The following is a 16,574-nucleotide window of genomic DNA, read 5'->3' on the forward strand; positions in this document are numbered from 1 at the left end:
CGCTGGAGGAATGGCATGAGGATTCGCGAACTTTTGCCCGTCGCGGCCCTGATGGTCGGGGCATGCGCCACCGCCGAAGAACCCGTGGAGATGCGCATCGCGCGAGCGGCGCCTGCGGTGACGGTTCAGGCGCGCGGCGAAACCGCTCCGGTGGGCACGAGCAATGCGGATGCGGCGGATGATCCCGCGATCTGGCGCAATGCGGCGAATCCCACGGCGAGCCTGATCGTGGGAACGGACAAGAAGGCCGGCCTTTATGTCTATGGCCTGGACGGCAAGGTGCGCGACTTCAACGACGCCGGTAGGGTGAACAATGTCGATCTGCGCGATATGGGGGCTGCCGGCATCATCGTTGTGGCAAGCGATCGCAACGATGTCGCGAATGCCAGGCTGGTCGTGTTCCGATTGGATCCGGCCACGGCGAAGCTGACGACATTGGGCGCGGTCGCGGCCGGATCCGGTGAGGCTTATGGCGTCTGCCTGTTGCAGCGGGGCAGCGCGCTGGACGCATTCATGGTGGTGAAGGACGGTACGATCAACCAGGTGTCGATCGACATTTCGGAGAATGCTGTTTCCGGAAAGATCGTGCGGACGATGAAACTCGGAACCCAGTCCGAAGGCTGCGCGGTCGATGAACGTATCGATCGTCTGTATGTCGCCGAAGAAGATGTCGGCCTTTGGCGGTTCGAAGCCGCCGCGACGGGCTCGACGAAGCCGGTGAAGGTCGCACCAGCTGATGGCAAGCATCTGGTCGCGGATGCCGAAGGTGTCGCGATCGCCCCGGTCGGGGAACGTGGCGGCTATGTCATTGTCTCCAGCCAGGGTGACAATGCCTATACGCTCTACCGGATCGAGGACGACAGCTATGTCGGCCGTTTCCGGATCGCGGCGGGTATTGTCGGCGCGACTGAGGAGACCGACGGAATCGATCTGGTTACGGGCGATTTCGGCCCTGCCTATCCGGGCGGGCTTTTCATCGCGCAGGATGGTTTCAACGAAGCAGGCGCGCAGAATTTCAAGCTGGTTGCCTGGGATGACGTCAGGAAGGCGCTCGGACTCGACTGACCCCTTGCCCCGGTGAGGTGCGAAGAGGTGCGAGGCTTGTCAGCCTCACAGATCGTGCCTGATCAGAAGTCGATCGACACGATTGGCGTCGTCCACGGCACGATCGCACGGTCCGGGGCGCACGAAGCGGCAGAAATCGCGGGTATCCACATCTGTCGTACCATGTCCGCCTCGCGCGCTTCGGCACTCAGTCTTGATATATGAGCGTGGAATCTTGGCGCTGGAGCCGATCGGCGCGACGATGACGTTGAAGCCGGCGCTATCCAGCGCCAGTTTCTGGGTATCTGCCGCCGTCCCCTCGTAGAAGAAGAGCGGCACATCGCGATGAATATGGCTGTAGCCGCCAGATCCCCAGATCGGATCGACATCATGATAGGCGATGCCGCACAGGCCGGGCACCGATCGCATTGTCAGAGCGAGATCCAGAACCGGCTGATGGCCGGTCCATTTTGGCCGCATCTGGGCGTCCGCCGCGCGAGTGACTGACGCCACGCTCCAGAAGGCGAGCATGGCGACAAGAAGCACGGGCATGGTGGTTTTGTCAGCCCGCTTTTCGATCCAGCGCAAGAGGTCGACGGATCCGATCGCGGCGATGAGGATGAAGATCGTCATCGACAGCAGGATGAAACGATACTCCTTGTGGCCGATCATCATATGGAATGCGAGATTGGCGAGCGCGGCGGCGCACAGGGCAGGCTGCCTGCGTAGGCCAATGATTAACAATGCCATGATGGGGACGATCCAGAGCGACCAATAGACCGCGATGAAACGGAAATATTCAGTCGGACCGCTGACGCCGTAATTGGCGGCGCGATCGTGGATGATGTTCTGACGAAAATTCTCGACGATCCACGCGAACGGGGTTTGCCCCATCCAGAGATCAACCATGGCGCCGGCCGCCAGCGCCGTGCAGCCGCCGGCCACCATCGGAAGCCATTTGTCGCGTATCGCCAGGCGATTGGCGAAAAGCACATAAACCCCGATTGCCGGCGCATAGTGGAAGCGGACAAGAACGGTCAGCCCCAGCAATATGCCGGCGATCACGAAGGAACGGCGATCGCGGCCGTTATTGGCGAGGGCGGCGGCCGAAATGAACAAGGCCGTGGCGATCGCTTCGGTCAACGCATGGCCGGCGAAGAACACCAGTTCGAACCAGATCGCCGTGACGAACATGGCGACGAGGCCGTGCAATGGCGAGATTTGCCGGCCGATCGCCCGCGCCGACCAGACGATAGCGAGTGAAAGCAGGACCAAGGTAAGCTTGGGCAGAAACAGGTACAATGAAGAGGCGGGGGAAAGGATCGCGCCCAGTTGCATTGGGCCGCTCAACAGCCAGGGCAGCAGCCAGCTTCGCATGCCATAGCGATATTCCCAGGTGACCACGCCATATCCGAAGATCAGGCGGTGCGCCTGCTCGATATACTGGAAGATCTCATCCGGATGATGCATCGAGAGGGGCAGCGCCGCGGCGATACGCAGCGCCAGCGCAAGCATCAATATTGCGGCCGAGGCCCATGCGAAGGCGCGTGGGGTCAGATGCGGTCGAGTCGCCCCGCCGCCGGCACCGGCTGCTTCCGCCATGATCGTGCCCCGATCAGAGGCACGCCTCGAGGAAGGCCTGGTCGAAGCCGTACTGCTTCGCTTTCTCCAGCGTGTAAGGACGCAGGCCCATCGGGCGGTATTCGCCGATGATCTTGCCGTCGGCGCTCTCGTCCAGATATTCGAACTTGAAGAGTTCCTGGGTGACGATCACGTCGCCTTCCATGCCGATCACCTCGGTGATGTTGGTGGTGCGGCGCGAGCCGTCCCGCAGGCGCTTCACCTGGACGATCAAGTCGACCGAATCGGCGATCTGGCGCGAGATCGCTTCCTTCGGCACCTTGATGTCGGACATCATCACCATGTTCTCCATACGCGCCAGCGCCTCGCGCGGGCTGTTGGAGTGGAGCGTACACATCGATCCGTCATGGCCCGTGTTCATGGCGGCGAGCATGTCGAAGCACTCGGCGCCACGAATTTCGCCCAGGATGATGCGATCCGGACGCATACGCAGCGCGTTGATGACGAGATCGCGGATGCTGATCTGGCCCTGGCCCTCCAGGTTGGCGGGGCGGGTTTCGAGCGGCAGCCAGTGCGGCTGCTGCAGCCGGAGCTCGGCCGCGTCCTCGATCGTCAGCACGCGTTCGCCCGGATCGATCATCTTCGACAGGGCGTTGAGCATCGTCGTCTTGCCCGAGCCGGTGCCGCCGGAAATGACGATGTTGAAGCGGCTGGCGCCTGCGACCTTGAGCGCGGTCGCCATCTTCTGCGACATCGATCCAAAACCCGCCATCATGTCGAGCGTGATCGGCTTGTCGGAGAATTTACGAATCGAGATCGCGGTGCCGCGCAGGCTGAGCGGGGGCACGATCACGTTGACGCGGCTGCCGTCCTTCAGACGGGCGTCGGCAAGCGGCGTGGTCTGGTCGACGCGGCGGCCGACCTGGTTAACGATGCGCTGCGCGATCTGGAGCAGATGCTCCTCGTCGCGGAAGCGGATATTCGCCAGCTCCAGCTTGCCCTTGCGCTCGATATAGGTCTGCTCGGGGCCGTTCACCATGATATCGGAGATTGCTGGATCGGACAGCAACTCTTCGAGCGGGCCCAGGCCGAGCAATTCATCGACCAGAACCTTTTCGAGCGCGAATTGTTCGCGCCGGTTCAGCGTCAGCTTCAGTTCGGCGAGCACTTCGCCGATGATCGGGCGGAATTCCTCCGCCAGTTCGTCCTTGTTGAGCGTGGCGGCGGCTTCCGGGTCGACGCGCTCGAGCAGGCGCGGCAGCACCTGTTCCTTGATCTTGTGGATCGATGCTTCGAAGCCTTCGACGCGGCTGACATTATCGTGGACTTCGTTGACGCGATTCTCGAGCCGCTTCATCGCATCGGTGATCGCGGCCGGCTGCGTGCCGGCATCGTCAATGTCGGTGGGCAAGGGCAGGGTGTCGAGCGGCGGGAACTGGCTGCCGCCTTCACCATCTTCAGGTGCCCGCCGTTGCGTGGGGGAGCCTTGCATCGGCTTCGCGACCCCGAAGGATGGACGGTTTCCTGACGGTGTTCCGCCGATCCCACCCCGTTTTCCGAAAGCGCTCATGCTACGCTGCCATTCCTCTGTCCGATCCCCGAACTGGTATCGGGAAAAGGTGAATAGAGTGGAAACTTTGACAATTACCTAATTCCACCCCGTTTCAGACGAAAGGGCCGCGCCCTCGCGCACGTATGGTCTGCGCGTTCTTGCCGGCCATTTCGCGAAAGCTGCGCGCCACATGCGCCTGGTCGGCATAACCGCGTTCCGCCGCCTGCTCCGCAAGTCCAGCAGAACTTGACTGCACTTCCGCAAAGGCGCGCTGAAAGCGGAGCAATTTCACATAACGGCGCGGCGCCATTCCGACCTCCGATGCGAACCAGCGCTGAATCTGGCGATAGGAAAGGCCGCTGCGGATCGAAACCTCGGCGACGTTGCGTGAGCGCAGGATCGCTGGCGCGATGGGTGGAATTGTGAAACCGGCCATCGTTTCGCTGAGTGCGGCGACGACACGATCGGGATCAGCCAAAAGCAGCGATGCCAGAGATTCGGGTGGAGCGGCGAACCAGTCGTTCAGGAACCGGGGTGTCGATGGAGCCCCCAACAGGTTCCAGGCCCAGGGCCAGAGCCGGATGCCGACGAAGCGGGCGTCTCCGCTCAACGTCAATATGGTGGGCGTGTCGATGACGCCTGCCACGAACAGTTCGGGCTGATCGCGCCGCCAGCGCGAGCAGCCGGCAAGGCGGCGAATGATCTCGACACAGCCGTCGGGCGTGGCTTCCTGGGAAATCCACTCTCCGGCCTTGCCGCCGGATTCCATCGTCCAGACGGTTTTCACCAGTCCATCCAGCGCATCGGGCAGCGGTATTTCGCGATAGTCCACGCGCGCTCTCGCCTGTCGTGTTCGTTCAGGCCATGATGCCCGCGTCAGGTTATCAAATGTTGAGCGACAGGAGAGGGGCCATGCAATATTTCGGATTGATGACGGCGGCTGCGCTGTTGGTCACGGCTGATGCGCCGGCGCCATCAGCGCCGAACTGGATGGCGGGCGCCTGGATCGAGCGGAAGGGCGATCGATGGGCCGAGGAATATTGGACTGCCGCGCGTGGCGGGATGCAGATGGGATCCAGCCGGTCCGGCACAGGAACAAAGCTCGAAAGCTGGGAATTCGCGCGGATCGCGCCCGACAGTGATGGTCGGCTAGCCTATTTCGCATCACCGCTCGGCAAGGCACCGACGGTTTTCAGGATGACCCGGCAGGATGCGCTTTCGATCAGCTTTGAGAACGCCGCGCACGATTATCCGAAACAAATTCGCTACTGGCGTGAGGGTGCATTGCTCAAGGCGGAGATATCGGGTGCTGATGGCGCGAACGCCATCGCATGGACCTATCGGCCGATGGGTGGGTGATGTTCCAGCCTTGGGGCTGAACGCGAAGGCTCAGCCTTCGGCCTTCTCGGCGAGGACGGTGAGGCCTTTTTCATTCACTTCGGCGAAACCGCCTTCGATGCGGATACGCTCGGGCTCGCCCGTTTCGCTGCGGTAGATGGCGAGATCGCCGTCACGTACCGTCGACATGAAGGGTGCGTGGCCGGCCAGAACGCCGAATTCGCCCTCGGTGCCGGGAACGACCACCATGTGAACCTCTTCCGAGCGGACGAGCTTTTCGGGAGTGACGAGTTCGAAATGGAGGGTGGCCATTGCTCTTTCCTTAGATCCGCTCACGCATCTGCGTTCGCGCTGTGGGTGAGGGGCTTCTTCCGCCTGGGCAGTTCGGTGCCTGGAAGCGGAAGAAGACCCCCACCAGCCCCCGTCGCCGCGAAGCGAACGGGGACATATTCAAATCAGGCTGCTTCCGCCGCCAGCTTCTGCGCCTTGGCGACGGCTTCGTCGATGCCGCCGACCATGTAGAAAGCGGCTTCGGGCAGATGGTCGTATTCGCCGTCGACCACCGCCTTGAACGACTTGATGGTGTCTTCGATCTGCACGAACTTGCCCGGGATGTTGGTGAACACCTCGGCGACGTGGAAGGGCTGCGACAGGAAACGCTGGATCTTGCGGGCGCGCTGGACGGTCAGCTTATCCTCTTCGGACAGCTCGTCCATGCCCAGGATCGCGATGATGTCCTGAAGCGATTTGTACTTCTGGAGCAGCGACTGGACGGCGCGGGCGGTCTCGTAATGCTCCTGGCCGACGACGCGCGGCTCGAGCACGCGGCTGGTCGAGTCCAGCGGATCCACCGCCGGATAGATGCCGAGTTCCGAGATGGCGCGCGACAGCACGGTCGTTGCGTCCAAGTGGGCGAACGAGGTTGCCGGCGCGGGGTCGGTCAAGTCGTCGGCGGGCACGTACACGGCCTGCACCGAGGTGATCGAACCCTTGTTGGTCGAGGTGATGCGCTCCTGCAGCGCGCCCATGTCGGTCGACAGGGTCGGCTGATAACCCACGGCCGAAGGAATACGGCCCAGCAGAGCCGACACCTCGGCGCCCGCCTGGGTGAAGCGGAAGATGTTGTCGACGAAGAAGAGCACGTCCTGGCCTTCCTGGTCGCGGAAATATTCGGCGATCGTCAGGCCCGAAAGCGCGACGCGCGCGCGTGCGCCCGGCGGCTCGTTCATCTGGCCGAACACCAGCGCCACCTTCGAACCCTCGGCGATCGGATTGCCTTCGGCATCCTTGGCGATAACGCCCGCATCGAGGAATTCGTGATAAAGATCGTTGCCCTCGCGGGTACGCTCGCCGACGCCGGCGAACACCGAGGTGCCGCCATGGCCCTTGGCGATGTTGTTGATCAGCTCCTGGATCAGCACGGTCTTGCCGACGCCCGCGCCGCCGAACAGGCCGATCTTGCCGCCCTTGGCGTAGGGCGCGAGCAGATCGATCACCTTGATGCCGGTGACGAGGATCGAGCTTTCGGTCGACTGATCGATGAACTCGGGGGCCTTGGCGTGGATCGGGGCACGCAGGTCGGTCGCGACCGGGCCGCGCTCGTCGATCGGTTCGCCGACGACGTTGAGGATGCGGCCGAGCGTGGCGGGGCCGACGGGAACCTGGATCTGGCTGCCGGTGTCGGCGACGGGCTGGCCGCGGGTCAGGCCCTCGGTCGAGTCCATCGCGATCGTGCGGACGGTGTTCTCGCCGAGGTGCTGCGCGACCTCGAGGACGAGGCGATTGCCGCCATTGTCGGTTTCGAGCGCCGACAGAATGGCGGGCAGGCTGCCCTCGAAGCTCACATCGACGACGGCGCCGATGACCTGGCTGATGCGGCCGGTCGCGGTGCCGGCTGCGGCGGTGGCGGCGGGCGTCGCCGCCTTGGTCGCGCGCGGCTTGCGGGCGGGCTTGGCAGTGGTTTCGGGCGTGCTTGCCATGACTGGTTTCCTTGCCTTCTTAAGTCTTTAGAGCGCTTCGGCGCCCGAGATGATCTCGACGAGTTCGGTGGTGATCGCGGCCTGACGCGTGCGGTTATACTGGATCGACAGGCGATTGATCATGTCGCCGGCATTGCGCGTGGCATTGTCCATCGCGTTCATGCGGCTGCCCTGTTCGGACGCCGCATTCTCCAGCAGCGCGCGGAAGATCTGGATCGCGACGTTGCGCGGCAACAGGTCCGCCAGGATCGATTCCTCGTCAGGCTCATATTCGACGGCTGCGCCGGCACCCGTGTCCGCCGTAACGGCGGGAATGGGGACGGGGATGATCTGCTGGCCAACGGGCTCCTGGACCAGCGCGGAGACGAACTTGGCGTAGAAGACGTGGGCCACGTCGAATTCGCCGGCCTCGTAACGGGCGATCACGTCTTCGGCGAGCGCCTGGGCGTCGGCGAAGGCCACATTCTTGATATGGCCCATTTCGTGATCATGGACGATCTGCTTGGCGTGGAAGCGGCGCAGCACGCCGCGGCCCTTCTTGCCGGCGATGTAGAAGCGCACGGTCTTGCCGCTACGCTCCAACTCCTCGGCCTTCTTGCGGGCGGCGCGGACGATGTTCGAGTTGAACGCGCCCGCCAGGCCGCGCTCGGATGTCGCGACGACGATCAGATGGGTCTGGTCGCTGCCGGTGCCGGCGAGGAGCTTGGGGCTCGACGCGCTGATGGTCACCTTCGATGCGAGGCTCGCCATCACCGCTTCCAGCCGCTCGGCATAGGGGCGGCCGGAAATGGCGGCGTCCTGCGCACGGCGCAGTTTCGCCGCGGCGACCATCTTCATCGCCTTGGTGATCTTCTGCGTCGACTTCACCGAGCCGATGCGGATCTTGAGGGCCTTGAGGCTTGCCATTGTTTCCCTTCAACCGTCATTCCGGCCGAGGCCGGAATCTCACTGTCTTACCAAGAGCAAGGGAGATCCCGGCTCTCGCCGGGATGACGACTTCCCTTAAGCGAACGTCTTCGCGAACTGGTCGAGCGCAGCCTTCAGCTTGCCCTTCACCTCGTCGCCCAGATCCTTGGTCTCACGGATCGTCTTGAGCACGTCGGCGTGATTGGCGCGCAGGTCGGCGAGCATCGCCGCTTCGTAGCGGACGACGTCCTGAACCGGAACGGTGTCGAGATAGCCGTTGGTACCGGCGAAGATCGACGCAGTCTGCTCTTCGAAGGGCATCGGGTTGAACTGGGGCTGCTTCAGCAGTTCCGTCAGGCGCGCACCGCGATTGAGCAGCTTCTGCGTGGACGCGTCGAGGTCCGAACCGAACTGCGCGAACGCGGCCATTTCGCGATACTGGGCGAGCTCGAGCTTGATCGAGCCCGACACCTTCTTCATCGCCTTGGTCTGCGCGGCGGAACCGACGCGCGACACCGAAAGGCCGACGTTGATGGCGGGGCGGATGCCCGCGAAGAACAGGTCGGTCTCAAGGAAGATCTGGCCGTCCGTGATCGAGATCACGTTGGTCGGGATGTACGCCGAAACGTCGCCCGCCTGGGTCTCGATGATGGGCAGCGCGGTCAGCGAGCCATTGCCATTCTCGTCGTTGAGCTTGGCGGCGCGCTCCAGCAGGCGGCTGTGGAGATAGAAGACGTCGCCGGGATAGGCTTCGCGGCCCGGCGGGCGGCGCAGCAGCAGCGACATCTGGCGATAGGCGACGGCCTGCTTGGAGAGATCGTCATAGACGATCACGGCGTGCATGCCGTTGTCGCGGAAATACTCGCCCATCGTCACACCGGTATAGGGCGCGAGATACTGGAGCGGAGCGGGCTCCGAAGCGGTCGCGGCGACGACGATCGAATATTCCATCGCGCCATTCTCTTCGAGCTGGCGGACGATCTGGGCGACGGTCGAGCGCTTCTGGCCGACGGCGACGTAGATGCAATAGAGCTTCTGGCTCTCGTCGTCGCCCGCATTCGCGGTCTTCTGGTTGATGAAGGTGTCGATTGCGACGGCGGTCTTGCCGGTCTGGCGATCGCCGATGATCAGCTCGCGCTGGCCGCGGCCCACGGGCACCAGCGCGTCAAGCGCCTTCAGGCCGGTCTGGACGGGCTCGTGCACCGACTTGCGCGGAATGATGCCCGGCGCCTTCTTCTCGACGCGCATGCGCGTTTCGTACTGGATCGGGCCCTTGCCATCGATCGGATTGCCGAGGCCGTCGACGACGCGGCCGAGCAGACCCTTGCCGACGGGAACGTCGACGATGGTGCCGGTGCGCTTGACGGTGTCGCCTTCGCGGATCTCGCTGTCGGTGCCGAAGATCACGACGCCGACATTGTCGGCTTCGAGGTTGAGCGCCATGCCCTGGATGCCGTTGGCGAACTCGACCATCTCACCGGCCTGGACATTGTCCAGCCCGTGGATGCGCGCGATGCCGTCGCCGACCGACAGCACGGTGCCGGTCTCGGAGACCTGGGCCTCGGAGCCGAAATTGGCGATCTGGTCCTTGATGACCTTCGAGATTTCTGCGGCGCGGATATCCATGTTCAGCCTTTCATCGCGTGCGCGAGGGAATTGAGACGAGTGCGGATCGAGCTATCGATCATCTGGGAACCGATCTTGACGACCAGTCCGCCCAGGATGGCGGGATCGACGGTGAGGTCGACCGAAACGTTGCGGCCAACGCGGGCCTTGAGCTGGCTTTGCAGTTCCTTGACCTGCGCCGAAGTCAGCGGATGAGCCGACGTGACCTGCGCTGTGGTTTCGCCGCGATGAGCGGCGGCGAGCTGGCCGAAGGCGCGGATGATGTCGCCGACCTGCGCGAGGCGACGATTCTCCGCAAGCACGCCCAGGAAGTTCGCCGTCAGCGGATCGAGCTTCATCGCCTTGGCGACGGCGGCGATGCCACGTCCGGCATCGGCGCGCGAAAGCAGCGGGCTGGCGGTCAGCGCCTTGAAATCACCCGATTCGGCCAGAGCGGCCTTCACGGCGCCGAGGCTCTTCTCGACAGTCTCGATCTTGTTGGATTCGCGGGCCAGATCGAACAGCGCGGTTGCGTACCGCCCTGCTAAGCTGGCCTGAATGCCGCCGGAAGTCTCCACGCGCCTGATATCCTCTTGGACAGTCGGAATTAGCCCCATGCGAAAAGGGGGCGAACGAGCGCCCCCGATGGGTCGCGGCGCGGTTAGCATCGGTTGTTACAGGATGCAAGACGGGCTAGCTGCTGAATGAGCGTTGAATGAAATCTAAGCGCGCCGCCCGTGAATGGACGGGCGCGATACTGGGGAGGGCCGGCGCCATGACGGGCGAAACGATCGCAGTGATCATGAGCGATGGCGCTGAGGTTTCGGTCTACCGTGCCATGCCGGATGGGGAACGCCGGGGCGGGCTGGTGCTGGTCCAGGAGATTTTCGGCGTCACCGATCATATCCGCGACATGGCCGATGATTATGCCTCCGAAGGCTATGAAGTGCTCGCGCCCGCCTTGTTCGATCGCGAGGCCCCGGGATTCGAGGCCAGCTATACCGGCACCGATCTGGAACGTGCGATGGACCTCGCCCGCAACCGGCACCCGTTCGAACTGTCGATGGCGGATGTGCAGAGCTGCATCGATACGCTGCGGGGCAAGGGGCCGGTGTTCATCGTCGGCTATTGCTATGGTGGGTCAGTCGCCTGGCTGGCAGCGGGACGGCTCGACGGACTAGACGCGGCTTCGGGCTATTATGGCAGTCTGGTGCCGGACAATGCCGGGCTGGAGCCCAGATGCGCGACGATCATGCATTTCGGACGCTACGACACGGGCATTCCGATGGAGGGGGTGGAGAAGGTGATCGCCGCCGATCATCCGACCGCGCAGATCTTCGTCTATGATGCGGGGCATGGCTTCAGCTCGGATCGGCGCAAGGATTTCCACGCCTCCAGTGCCGAACTGGCGCGCGAGCGGACGCTGGCTCTGTTCAGGGTATGTGGCGGCTGATCGCGCCTCGCGCTTTGATCGCAAGCCTCGGGATGCGGGCCGCCGTCCGTATCCCTAGATAGGCTGTATGAGTACAGAAACCCACATTGATCCCGATATGGCCTGGGCCGCCTTCGAACGGCGCGACCGCAATTTCGACGGCAAGTTCGTCGGAGCGGTCAAGACCACGGGCATCTACTGCAAGCCGAGCTGCCCGGCGCGACACCCTAAGCGCGAGAATGTGGAATTCTTCGCGGATGGCGTGGCGGCGCGCGCGGCAGGCTATCGCGCCTGCCTGCGCTGCACGCCCGACGAAGTGGGGCGAGATCGGGTGGCGGTGGCGCAGGCGATCAGATTGATCGAATCGTCTGAGGATGGGCTTTCGCTCGATGAGCTGGCGATGATGGTCGGCTATGCCCCGCATCACTTCCACCGCCTGTTCAAGCGCGCGACGGGCGTGACGCCCGCCGCCTACGCGCGGGGGCTGCGTGCTGGCAAGGCGGCGGAGGCGCTCACCAAGGAGGATCGCGTGACCGACGCCATCTATGACGCCGGCTATTCGGCGCCAAGCCGCTTCTATGAAGATGCCAAGCGCCGGCTCGGCATGACGCCCAGCGCCTGGGCCCGGGGCGGAGCCGGGATCACGATCCGCTGGACCGTGGCCGAGACCAGCCTGGGTCCGCTGCTTGTCGCCGCGACGGACAAGGGGCTGTGCCGCGTTTCGTTCGACGAGGGCGAGGAGGCGCTGCGGACCCGTTTTCCCAATGCCGATATCCAGTCAGGCGGCGAGGCGCTGGCCGCGCTCGCGCGCAAGGTCGTCACTGAGGTCGAACATCCCGAGCGAGATCAGGATCTGCCGTTCGACGTCAAAGGCACGGCGTTTCAGGAAGCCGTGTGGCAGGCCCTGCGTGCCATCCCGCCGGGCGAGACGCGGACCTATAGCGAATTGGCGGCCGTGGCCGGCAATCCAAAGGCTGTCCGCGCCGCCGGAACCGCGTGCGGCGCCAACCACCTGGCAGTCGTCATTCCCTGTCATCGTGCCCAGCGCAGCGACGGCACGATGGGCGGCTATGCCTATGGCGTCGATCGCAAGGTGGAGCTCAGGAAACGCGAGGGTGTTGCCTGAGCCCCCATTTATTCCGGCGACCGCGGCATCAGGACGGTTCCGGCGATTGTTGCGAATCGTTCGGCTTCGCCTTGCCGTCGCCGGATGGCGTCTTCACCGATTTTGAATCGCCTTTGCTGTCGATGTCCGCGATCATCTTGCGCGCTGCTTCGGCGCCATCGCCGCCATGTGGAGCGTAGGCGATCGGCATCAGTACCGCGCGGGCCAATTTGGGTTGCTTGCTGCGTATGAACTGGTCGGCGAGCGAAAGCCGGATCGCTCCGAATTGCGGAGCCAGTTCATAAGCGCGGAACAAGCCGTCCACCGCGACCTTGGGTGGATCGACGCCTTCGCGCATGAATGATTGATAGTAGCGGAAGAGCGCGGTGGTATCGTCGTTGTTGAGCCGGTTCGCCTTCACGATCAGGGTCCGCACAGTTTTCCAGTGCGTTGCGCTATCTTCGGCGTCGTTCACTTTGTTCGCCATGAACTCTGCCTTGCGCAGTAGCGCCGGTCCGTAATCCGGCTTGAGCGCGATCAGTTTGTCGTTGAGCGTGTTCGCTTCGTCCTCTTTGTCTTCAAGCAGATATGCCTGGACAAGCATGTCGATCGCATAGGGATTGTCGGGAAAGCGCGCGGCGGTCTTGCGGACCGACGAAAGCGCGCGCGATTTCTCCTCCTCTGTGATACCGGTTTGATAGTTCAACCGATCGAGCAGCAGCGCGTCCTGCGCCGGATCGAGCGCATCGACGACGATCCTGGCGGCCTTGGTGTCGAATCCGGTGAGCTTGCGATACTGCATCCCGCCCTTCACATAGGTATCCAGATCCTTCTCCAGCGCGGACAGCGGGCCGAACGCGTCGATGGCGGCCTTTTCGGCGGGCGTGCCCGAGGCGAAGGCGCTCAGATAAGCTTCCAACTGGCCTTTGCGCTTGTCGGAGAAGGTGAGCATATGCGCGAGGAGCCATGAACGCCCGTAATAGGCATCGACTTCCTCGCCGCCCTTCATCTTCGGATTGTTCGACAGCAATTGTTCGATCGGAAACGGCTTGGCGAGGATGAGGCCATAGGCGCGATGATAGGCGGGCTTGCCGATCGACGCATTCCCGTCGTCGCCGATCTCTGCGGTCGAATAGAATTCGGCGAAGCCCTCGACATACCAGGGCGGATAGGCGCTCGGGAAATATTGCATCATGAAATGATGCGCATATTCATGGAACAGGACGGTTTCCCCATCCATGTCGAACTTGGTGCCGCGCCCCAGCCGCGGAACGACGGCGATGGAGCCTGCCAGCCGAGGCGTATAGAAACCCGCGACATTGCGGCCGCCCTTGCCGAGCAGGCGCTGTACCGAATTCGTATCGCGCAGCAGGTAGATTTCCAGGCGCTTGGGCGCGGGGGGCGCTTTCACGCCCGACGCTCTCCGCAACAGCGCGTCGAAGGTCTCAACCTTGGCGGTGAATTCCAGCAGCGTTTTCTCGCTGCCGCTCGAATAGACGACGAAATTGTCCGAGGTCGCGCGCTTCCATTGGGCGTGCGCGGCTGCGGGGAATAGCACCACCGCCAGGGCGATCATCAGTCTCGCGAACATTTCAACTCGGCTATCCCAGGAAGAACCGCCATCTTTCCTAGCGCCTTAATCGGAATTGGGCGAGGTGCCGTCTGGTCGCATTCGGACCAATCTATCGGGAAGCGCGGCCAGGATCGCTTCGCGGCGCTCGGGCGTTGCCGCCCCCCATTCCGCGATCTCACCGATCGTCCGTCCACAGCCGCGACACCATTGTGTCGCCGGATCGAGCATGCAGACCTTGGTGCAGGGCGATGCGGTCACAGGAAGCTATAAGGGTCGACGTCCACCGAGACCCTGACCTTCTGGCTCCATTCGAGCGCGCCGAGCCAGTCGCGGATCACATCCTGCACGTCCAGCGCGCGGCGGGCGTGGACGAGCAGGCGGAAACGGTGCCGGCCGCGCAGCATGGCGAGTGGCGCGGGGGCGGGGCCGAACACCGCCATGCCGTCCACGCGCGGCGCGGTACGGCCGATCCGCGCCGCCGTATCCTGCGCAAGCTTCTGATCCTCGGACGAGATGATGATGCCGGCATAGCGGCCGAATGGAGGCGCGCCCGCGCTGCGCCGCGCCTCCGTCTCCGCCGCATAAAAGCTTTCGGCGTCGCCCGAGATCAGCGCTTCCATCACCGGTGAACCGGGGCTGTGTGTCTGGATCAGCACATGGCCGGGCTTCTCGCCGCGCCCGGCGCGGCCCGCCACCTGCATCACCTGCTGGAAGGTCCGCTCCGCCGCGCGCAGATCACCGCCCTCCAGCCCTAGATCGGCATCGACAACGCCGACCAATGTGAGGTTCGGGAAGTGATAGCCCTTGGTGATGAGTTGGGTGCCGACGACGATGTCGATTTCGCCCGCTTCCATCCGGCCGACGAACTCTGCGGCCTTGGCGGGCGACCAGATCGTGTCAGACGTGACGATCGCGGTGCGCGCGTCTGGAAACAGCGCTTTCACCTCATCGGCGATCCGTTCGACGCCGGGGCCGCAGGCGACCAGGCTGTCCTCCTCGCTGCATTCCGGACAGGCAGCGGGCGGTGGCATGACATGGCCGCAATGGTGGCAGGCCAGGCGCCGTATCAACCGGTGCTCGACGAGCCAGGCCGTGCAGTTGGGGCATTGGAAACGATGCCCACAATGCCGACACAACGTCAGCGGCGCATAGCCGCGCCGGTTGAGGAACAACAGCACCTGTTCGCCGCGCGCCAGCGTTTCCTCGGTCGCCTGCACAAGCGCCGGCGCCAGCCAATGGCCGCGCTCGGGCGGATCCTGGATCAGGTCGATCGCCGCGATCTCGGGCATGATGGCGTTGCCGAAGCGCGCGGGCAGGCGAAGTTCGCGATAACGTCCAAGCTCGACCTGCTGGCGCGTCTCAATCGCCGGCGTGGCTGATGCGAGGATAACTGGGCAGCGTTCGAAGCTGCCGCGCATCACCGCCACGTCGCGCGCATGGTAATGAACGCCGTCTTCCTGCTTGAAGCTGGTCTCGTGCGCCTCATCGACGACGATCAGGCCGAGATTGCGATAGGGCAGGAACAGCGCGGAGCGTGCGCCCACCGTCACCAGTCCCTCACCCGAACTGATCGCCCGCCAGGCCCTGCGACGCTGCGACTGGCGCAGTCCCGAATGCCAGGCGATCGGCGCATGGCCGAAGCGCTGGGTGAAACGCTTGAGGAACGGTTCGGTCAGCGCGATCTCGGGCAGCAGCACCAATGTCTGGCGGCCCTGGCGGATCGCTTCGGCGACGGCTTCGAAATAGACTTCGGTCTTGCCCGAACCGGTGACGCCGTCGAGCAGGAAGGGCTGAAAGGCGCGATCGCGCACTGCTTCGACCAGCGTTTCGGAGACGGATGCCTGAACCGCCGACAGATCGGGCGCGCCATAAGTTGGATCAGGCACGGGGTAGGGCGTGTCGATATCGACTTCGACGGGCTCGATCGCGCCGACCTTCACAAGGCCGCGGATCACCGCGTCGGTCACGTCGGCGGCGGTCGCGAGTTCGCGGATCAGCCCCTGGCGATCATGGAGCCGCTCCAGCGCCTGTTCTCGCTGTGCGGTCAGCCGTTCGGGGCGCTGGCCGGTCAGGCGATATTCGGTGATGGTTCGTCCACCGTCCAGCGCGGATGAGGATGGCAGCGCCATGCGTAGCACCGCTGCGGGCGGCGCCAGATAGTAATTGGCAGTCCATTCGATCAGCCGCCGCAGTGGATCTCCGAGCGGCGGCGCGTCATGAACCTGAAGCAGGTTGCGCAGGCGATTGTCGCCAACCTCGTCGCGTGAAGGCATCCGGTCCGCTTCCCAGACCACGCCGACAAGCTGGCGCGGCCCCAAAGGCGCGACCACGATCGAGCCGGGTTCGACCGACATGCCGCGCGGCACCCGATAGTCGAGCGGCCCGACGGCATTGTTGAGGATGAGAACGCGAGCCCGAGTCATGCATCCCATCTAGGGGCTTGTTCGCGTGCTGGGGAG

General features: G+C 63.8%; 15 protein-coding genes. 4 read left to right on the plus strand and 11 right to left on the minus strand.

Annotation, left to right across the window (positions count from 1 at the left end):
* Window positions 1–15 precede the first annotated feature (15 nt).
* Entirely contained in the window at window positions 16–1,065 is a 1,050-nt protein-coding gene (locus tag ACODTA_RS02195; protein ID WP_489064171.1) for a phytase, read from the plus strand.
* Window positions 1,066–1,110: 45 nt separating this feature from the next.
* Here ACODTA_RS02195 and ACODTA_RS02200 read toward each other — a convergent pair whose 3' ends face one another.
* The 3 genes from ACODTA_RS02200 to ACODTA_RS02210 all read right to left on the minus strand — a co-directional run bounded on the left by ACODTA_RS02200 (window position 1,111) and on the right by ACODTA_RS02210 (window position 5,009).
* The gene (locus ACODTA_RS02200; RefSeq protein WP_489064172.1) at window positions 1,111–2,646 is read right to left on the minus strand and encodes a glycosyltransferase family protein; all 1,536 of its coding nucleotides are present in this window, start codon (window positions 2,644–2,646) and stop codon (window positions 1,111–1,113) included.
* 13 nt (window positions 2,647–2,659) lie between these two features.
* Window positions 2,660–4,195 (minus strand): TadA family conjugal transfer-associated ATPase, encoded by a 1,536-nt coding sequence (locus ACODTA_RS02205; RefSeq protein WP_489064173.1) that lies wholly within the window; start codon window positions 4,193–4,195, stop codon window positions 2,660–2,662.
* Between the two features lie 94 nt (window positions 4,196–4,289).
* On the minus strand, window positions 4,290–5,009 hold the full coding sequence (locus ACODTA_RS02210) for a helix-turn-helix domain-containing protein (protein WP_489064174.1): 720 nt from the start codon (window positions 5,007–5,009) through the stop codon (window positions 4,290–4,292).
* A gap of 80 nt (window positions 5,010–5,089) precedes the next feature.
* On the opposite strand from ACODTA_RS02210, the gene ACODTA_RS02215 reads away from it, so the two are divergent.
* A complete protein-coding gene (locus ACODTA_RS02215; protein ID WP_489064175.1) occupies window positions 5,090–5,536 on the plus strand; it encodes a DUF6265 family protein in 447 nt (148 codons plus the stop codon).
* Between the two features lie 30 nt (window positions 5,537–5,566).
* On the opposite strand, the gene ACODTA_RS02220 is transcribed toward ACODTA_RS02215, so the two are convergent.
* From ACODTA_RS02220 to ACODTA_RS02240, 5 genes are all read right to left on the minus strand, one after another.
* Window positions 5,567–5,827 (minus strand): ATP synthase F1 subunit epsilon, encoded by a 261-nt coding sequence (locus tag ACODTA_RS02220; RefSeq protein WP_222988613.1) that lies wholly within the window; start codon window positions 5,825–5,827, stop codon window positions 5,567–5,569.
* Window positions 5,828–5,970: 143 nt separating this feature from the next.
* Entirely contained in the window at window positions 5,971–7,494 is a 1,524-nt protein-coding gene (atpD, locus tag ACODTA_RS02225; protein ID WP_489064176.1) for a F0F1 ATP synthase subunit beta, read from the minus strand.
* Between the two features lie 27 nt (window positions 7,495–7,521).
* Window positions 7,522–8,400 (minus strand): F0F1 ATP synthase subunit gamma, encoded by an 879-nt coding sequence (locus ACODTA_RS02230; protein WP_489064177.1) that lies wholly within the window; start codon window positions 8,398–8,400, stop codon window positions 7,522–7,524.
* A 96-nt stretch (window positions 8,401–8,496) separates the two neighbouring features.
* Complete coding sequence (gene atpA / locus ACODTA_RS02235) at window positions 8,497–10,026, minus strand: F0F1 ATP synthase subunit alpha (protein WP_489064178.1); 1,530 nt, start codon at window positions 10,024–10,026, stop codon at window positions 8,497–8,499.
* Between the two features lie 2 nt (window positions 10,027–10,028).
* Window positions 10,029–10,583: a F0F1 ATP synthase subunit delta gene (locus tag ACODTA_RS02240; RefSeq protein ID WP_489064179.1), complete on the minus strand. Its 555-nt coding sequence runs from the start codon at window positions 10,581–10,583 to the stop codon at window positions 10,029–10,031.
* A gap of 137 nt (window positions 10,584–10,720) precedes the next feature.
* On the opposite strand from ACODTA_RS02240, the gene ACODTA_RS02245 reads away from it, so the two are divergent.
* On the plus strand, window positions 10,721–11,458 hold the full coding sequence (locus tag ACODTA_RS02245; RefSeq protein WP_489064180.1) for a dienelactone hydrolase family protein: 738 nt from the start codon (window positions 10,721–10,723) through the stop codon (window positions 11,456–11,458).
* A 67-nt stretch (window positions 11,459–11,525) separates the two neighbouring features.
* Entirely contained in the window at window positions 11,526–12,563 is a 1,038-nt protein-coding gene (gene ada, locus ACODTA_RS02250; protein WP_489064181.1) for a bifunctional DNA-binding transcriptional regulator/O6-methylguanine-DNA methyltransferase Ada, read from the plus strand.
* A gap of 28 nt (window positions 12,564–12,591) precedes the next feature.
* Here ada and ACODTA_RS02255 read toward each other — a convergent pair whose 3' ends face one another.
* From ACODTA_RS02255 to ACODTA_RS02265, 3 genes are read right to left on the minus strand one after another with little or no spacing between them, the layout of a single operon-like run.
* Window positions 12,592–14,133, minus strand: coding sequence for a hypothetical protein (locus ACODTA_RS02255; RefSeq protein WP_489064182.1), 1,542 nt, complete (start codon window positions 14,131–14,133; stop codon window positions 12,592–12,594).
* A 45-nt stretch (window positions 14,134–14,178) separates the two neighbouring features.
* Window positions 14,179–14,373, minus strand: a complete 195-nt coding sequence (locus tag ACODTA_RS02260; RefSeq protein WP_489064183.1) for a DUF1289 domain-containing protein — start codon at window positions 14,371–14,373, stop codon at window positions 14,179–14,181.
* The gene (locus ACODTA_RS02265) at window positions 14,370–16,538 is read right to left on the minus strand and encodes a primosomal protein N' (RefSeq protein ID WP_489064184.1); all 2,169 of its coding nucleotides are present in this window, start codon (window positions 16,536–16,538) and stop codon (window positions 14,370–14,372) included. The genes ACODTA_RS02260 and ACODTA_RS02265 overlap by 4 nt, the downstream gene beginning before the upstream one ends.
* Window positions 16,539–16,574 lie beyond the last annotated feature (36 nt).

Source organism: Sphingomonas sp. FG14, from assembly GCF_057809675.1.

What these genes read in the sequence shown, in the direction of transcription:
- ACODTA_RS02195 (WP_489064171.1), top strand. Translation starts at nt 16, where the DNA reads ATGAGGATTCGCGAACTTTTGCCCGTCGCGGCCCTGATGGTCGGGGCA.
- ACODTA_RS02200 (WP_489064172.1), bottom strand. Translation starts at nt 2,646, where the DNA reads ATGGCGGAAGCAGCCGGTGCCGGCGGCGGGGCGACTCGACCGCATCTG.
- ACODTA_RS02205 (WP_489064173.1), bottom strand. Translation starts at nt 4,195, where the DNA reads ATGAGCGCTTTCGGAAAACGGGGTGGGATCGGCGGAACACCGTCAGGA.
- ACODTA_RS02215 (WP_489064175.1), top strand. Translation starts at nt 5,090, where the DNA reads ATGCAATATTTCGGATTGATGACGGCGGCTGCGCTGTTGGTCACGGCT.
- ACODTA_RS02220 (WP_222988613.1), bottom strand. Translation starts at nt 5,827, where the DNA reads ATGGCCACCCTCCATTTCGAACTCGTCACTCCCGAAAAGCTCGTCCGC.
- atpD (WP_489064176.1), bottom strand. Translation starts at nt 7,494, where the DNA reads ATGGCAAGCACGCCCGAAACCACTGCCAAGCCCGCCCGCAAGCCGCGC.
- ACODTA_RS02230 (WP_489064177.1), bottom strand. Translation starts at nt 8,400, where the DNA reads ATGGCAAGCCTCAAGGCCCTCAAGATCCGCATCGGCTCGGTGAAGTCG.
- atpA (WP_489064178.1), bottom strand. Translation starts at nt 10,026, where the DNA reads ATGGATATCCGCGCCGCAGAAATCTCGAAGGTCATCAAGGACCAGATC.
- ACODTA_RS02245 (WP_489064180.1), top strand. Translation starts at nt 10,721, where the DNA reads ATGAAATCTAAGCGCGCCGCCCGTGAATGGACGGGCGCGATACTGGGG.
- ada (WP_489064181.1), top strand. Translation starts at nt 11,526, where the DNA reads ATGAGTACAGAAACCCACATTGATCCCGATATGGCCTGGGCCGCCTTC.
- ACODTA_RS02255 (WP_489064182.1), bottom strand. Translation starts at nt 14,133, where the DNA reads ATGTTCGCGAGACTGATGATCGCCCTGGCGGTGGTGCTATTCCCCGCA.
- ACODTA_RS02265 (WP_489064184.1), bottom strand. Translation starts at nt 16,538, where the DNA reads ATGACTCGGGCTCGCGTTCTCATCCTCAACAATGCCGTCGGGCCGCTC.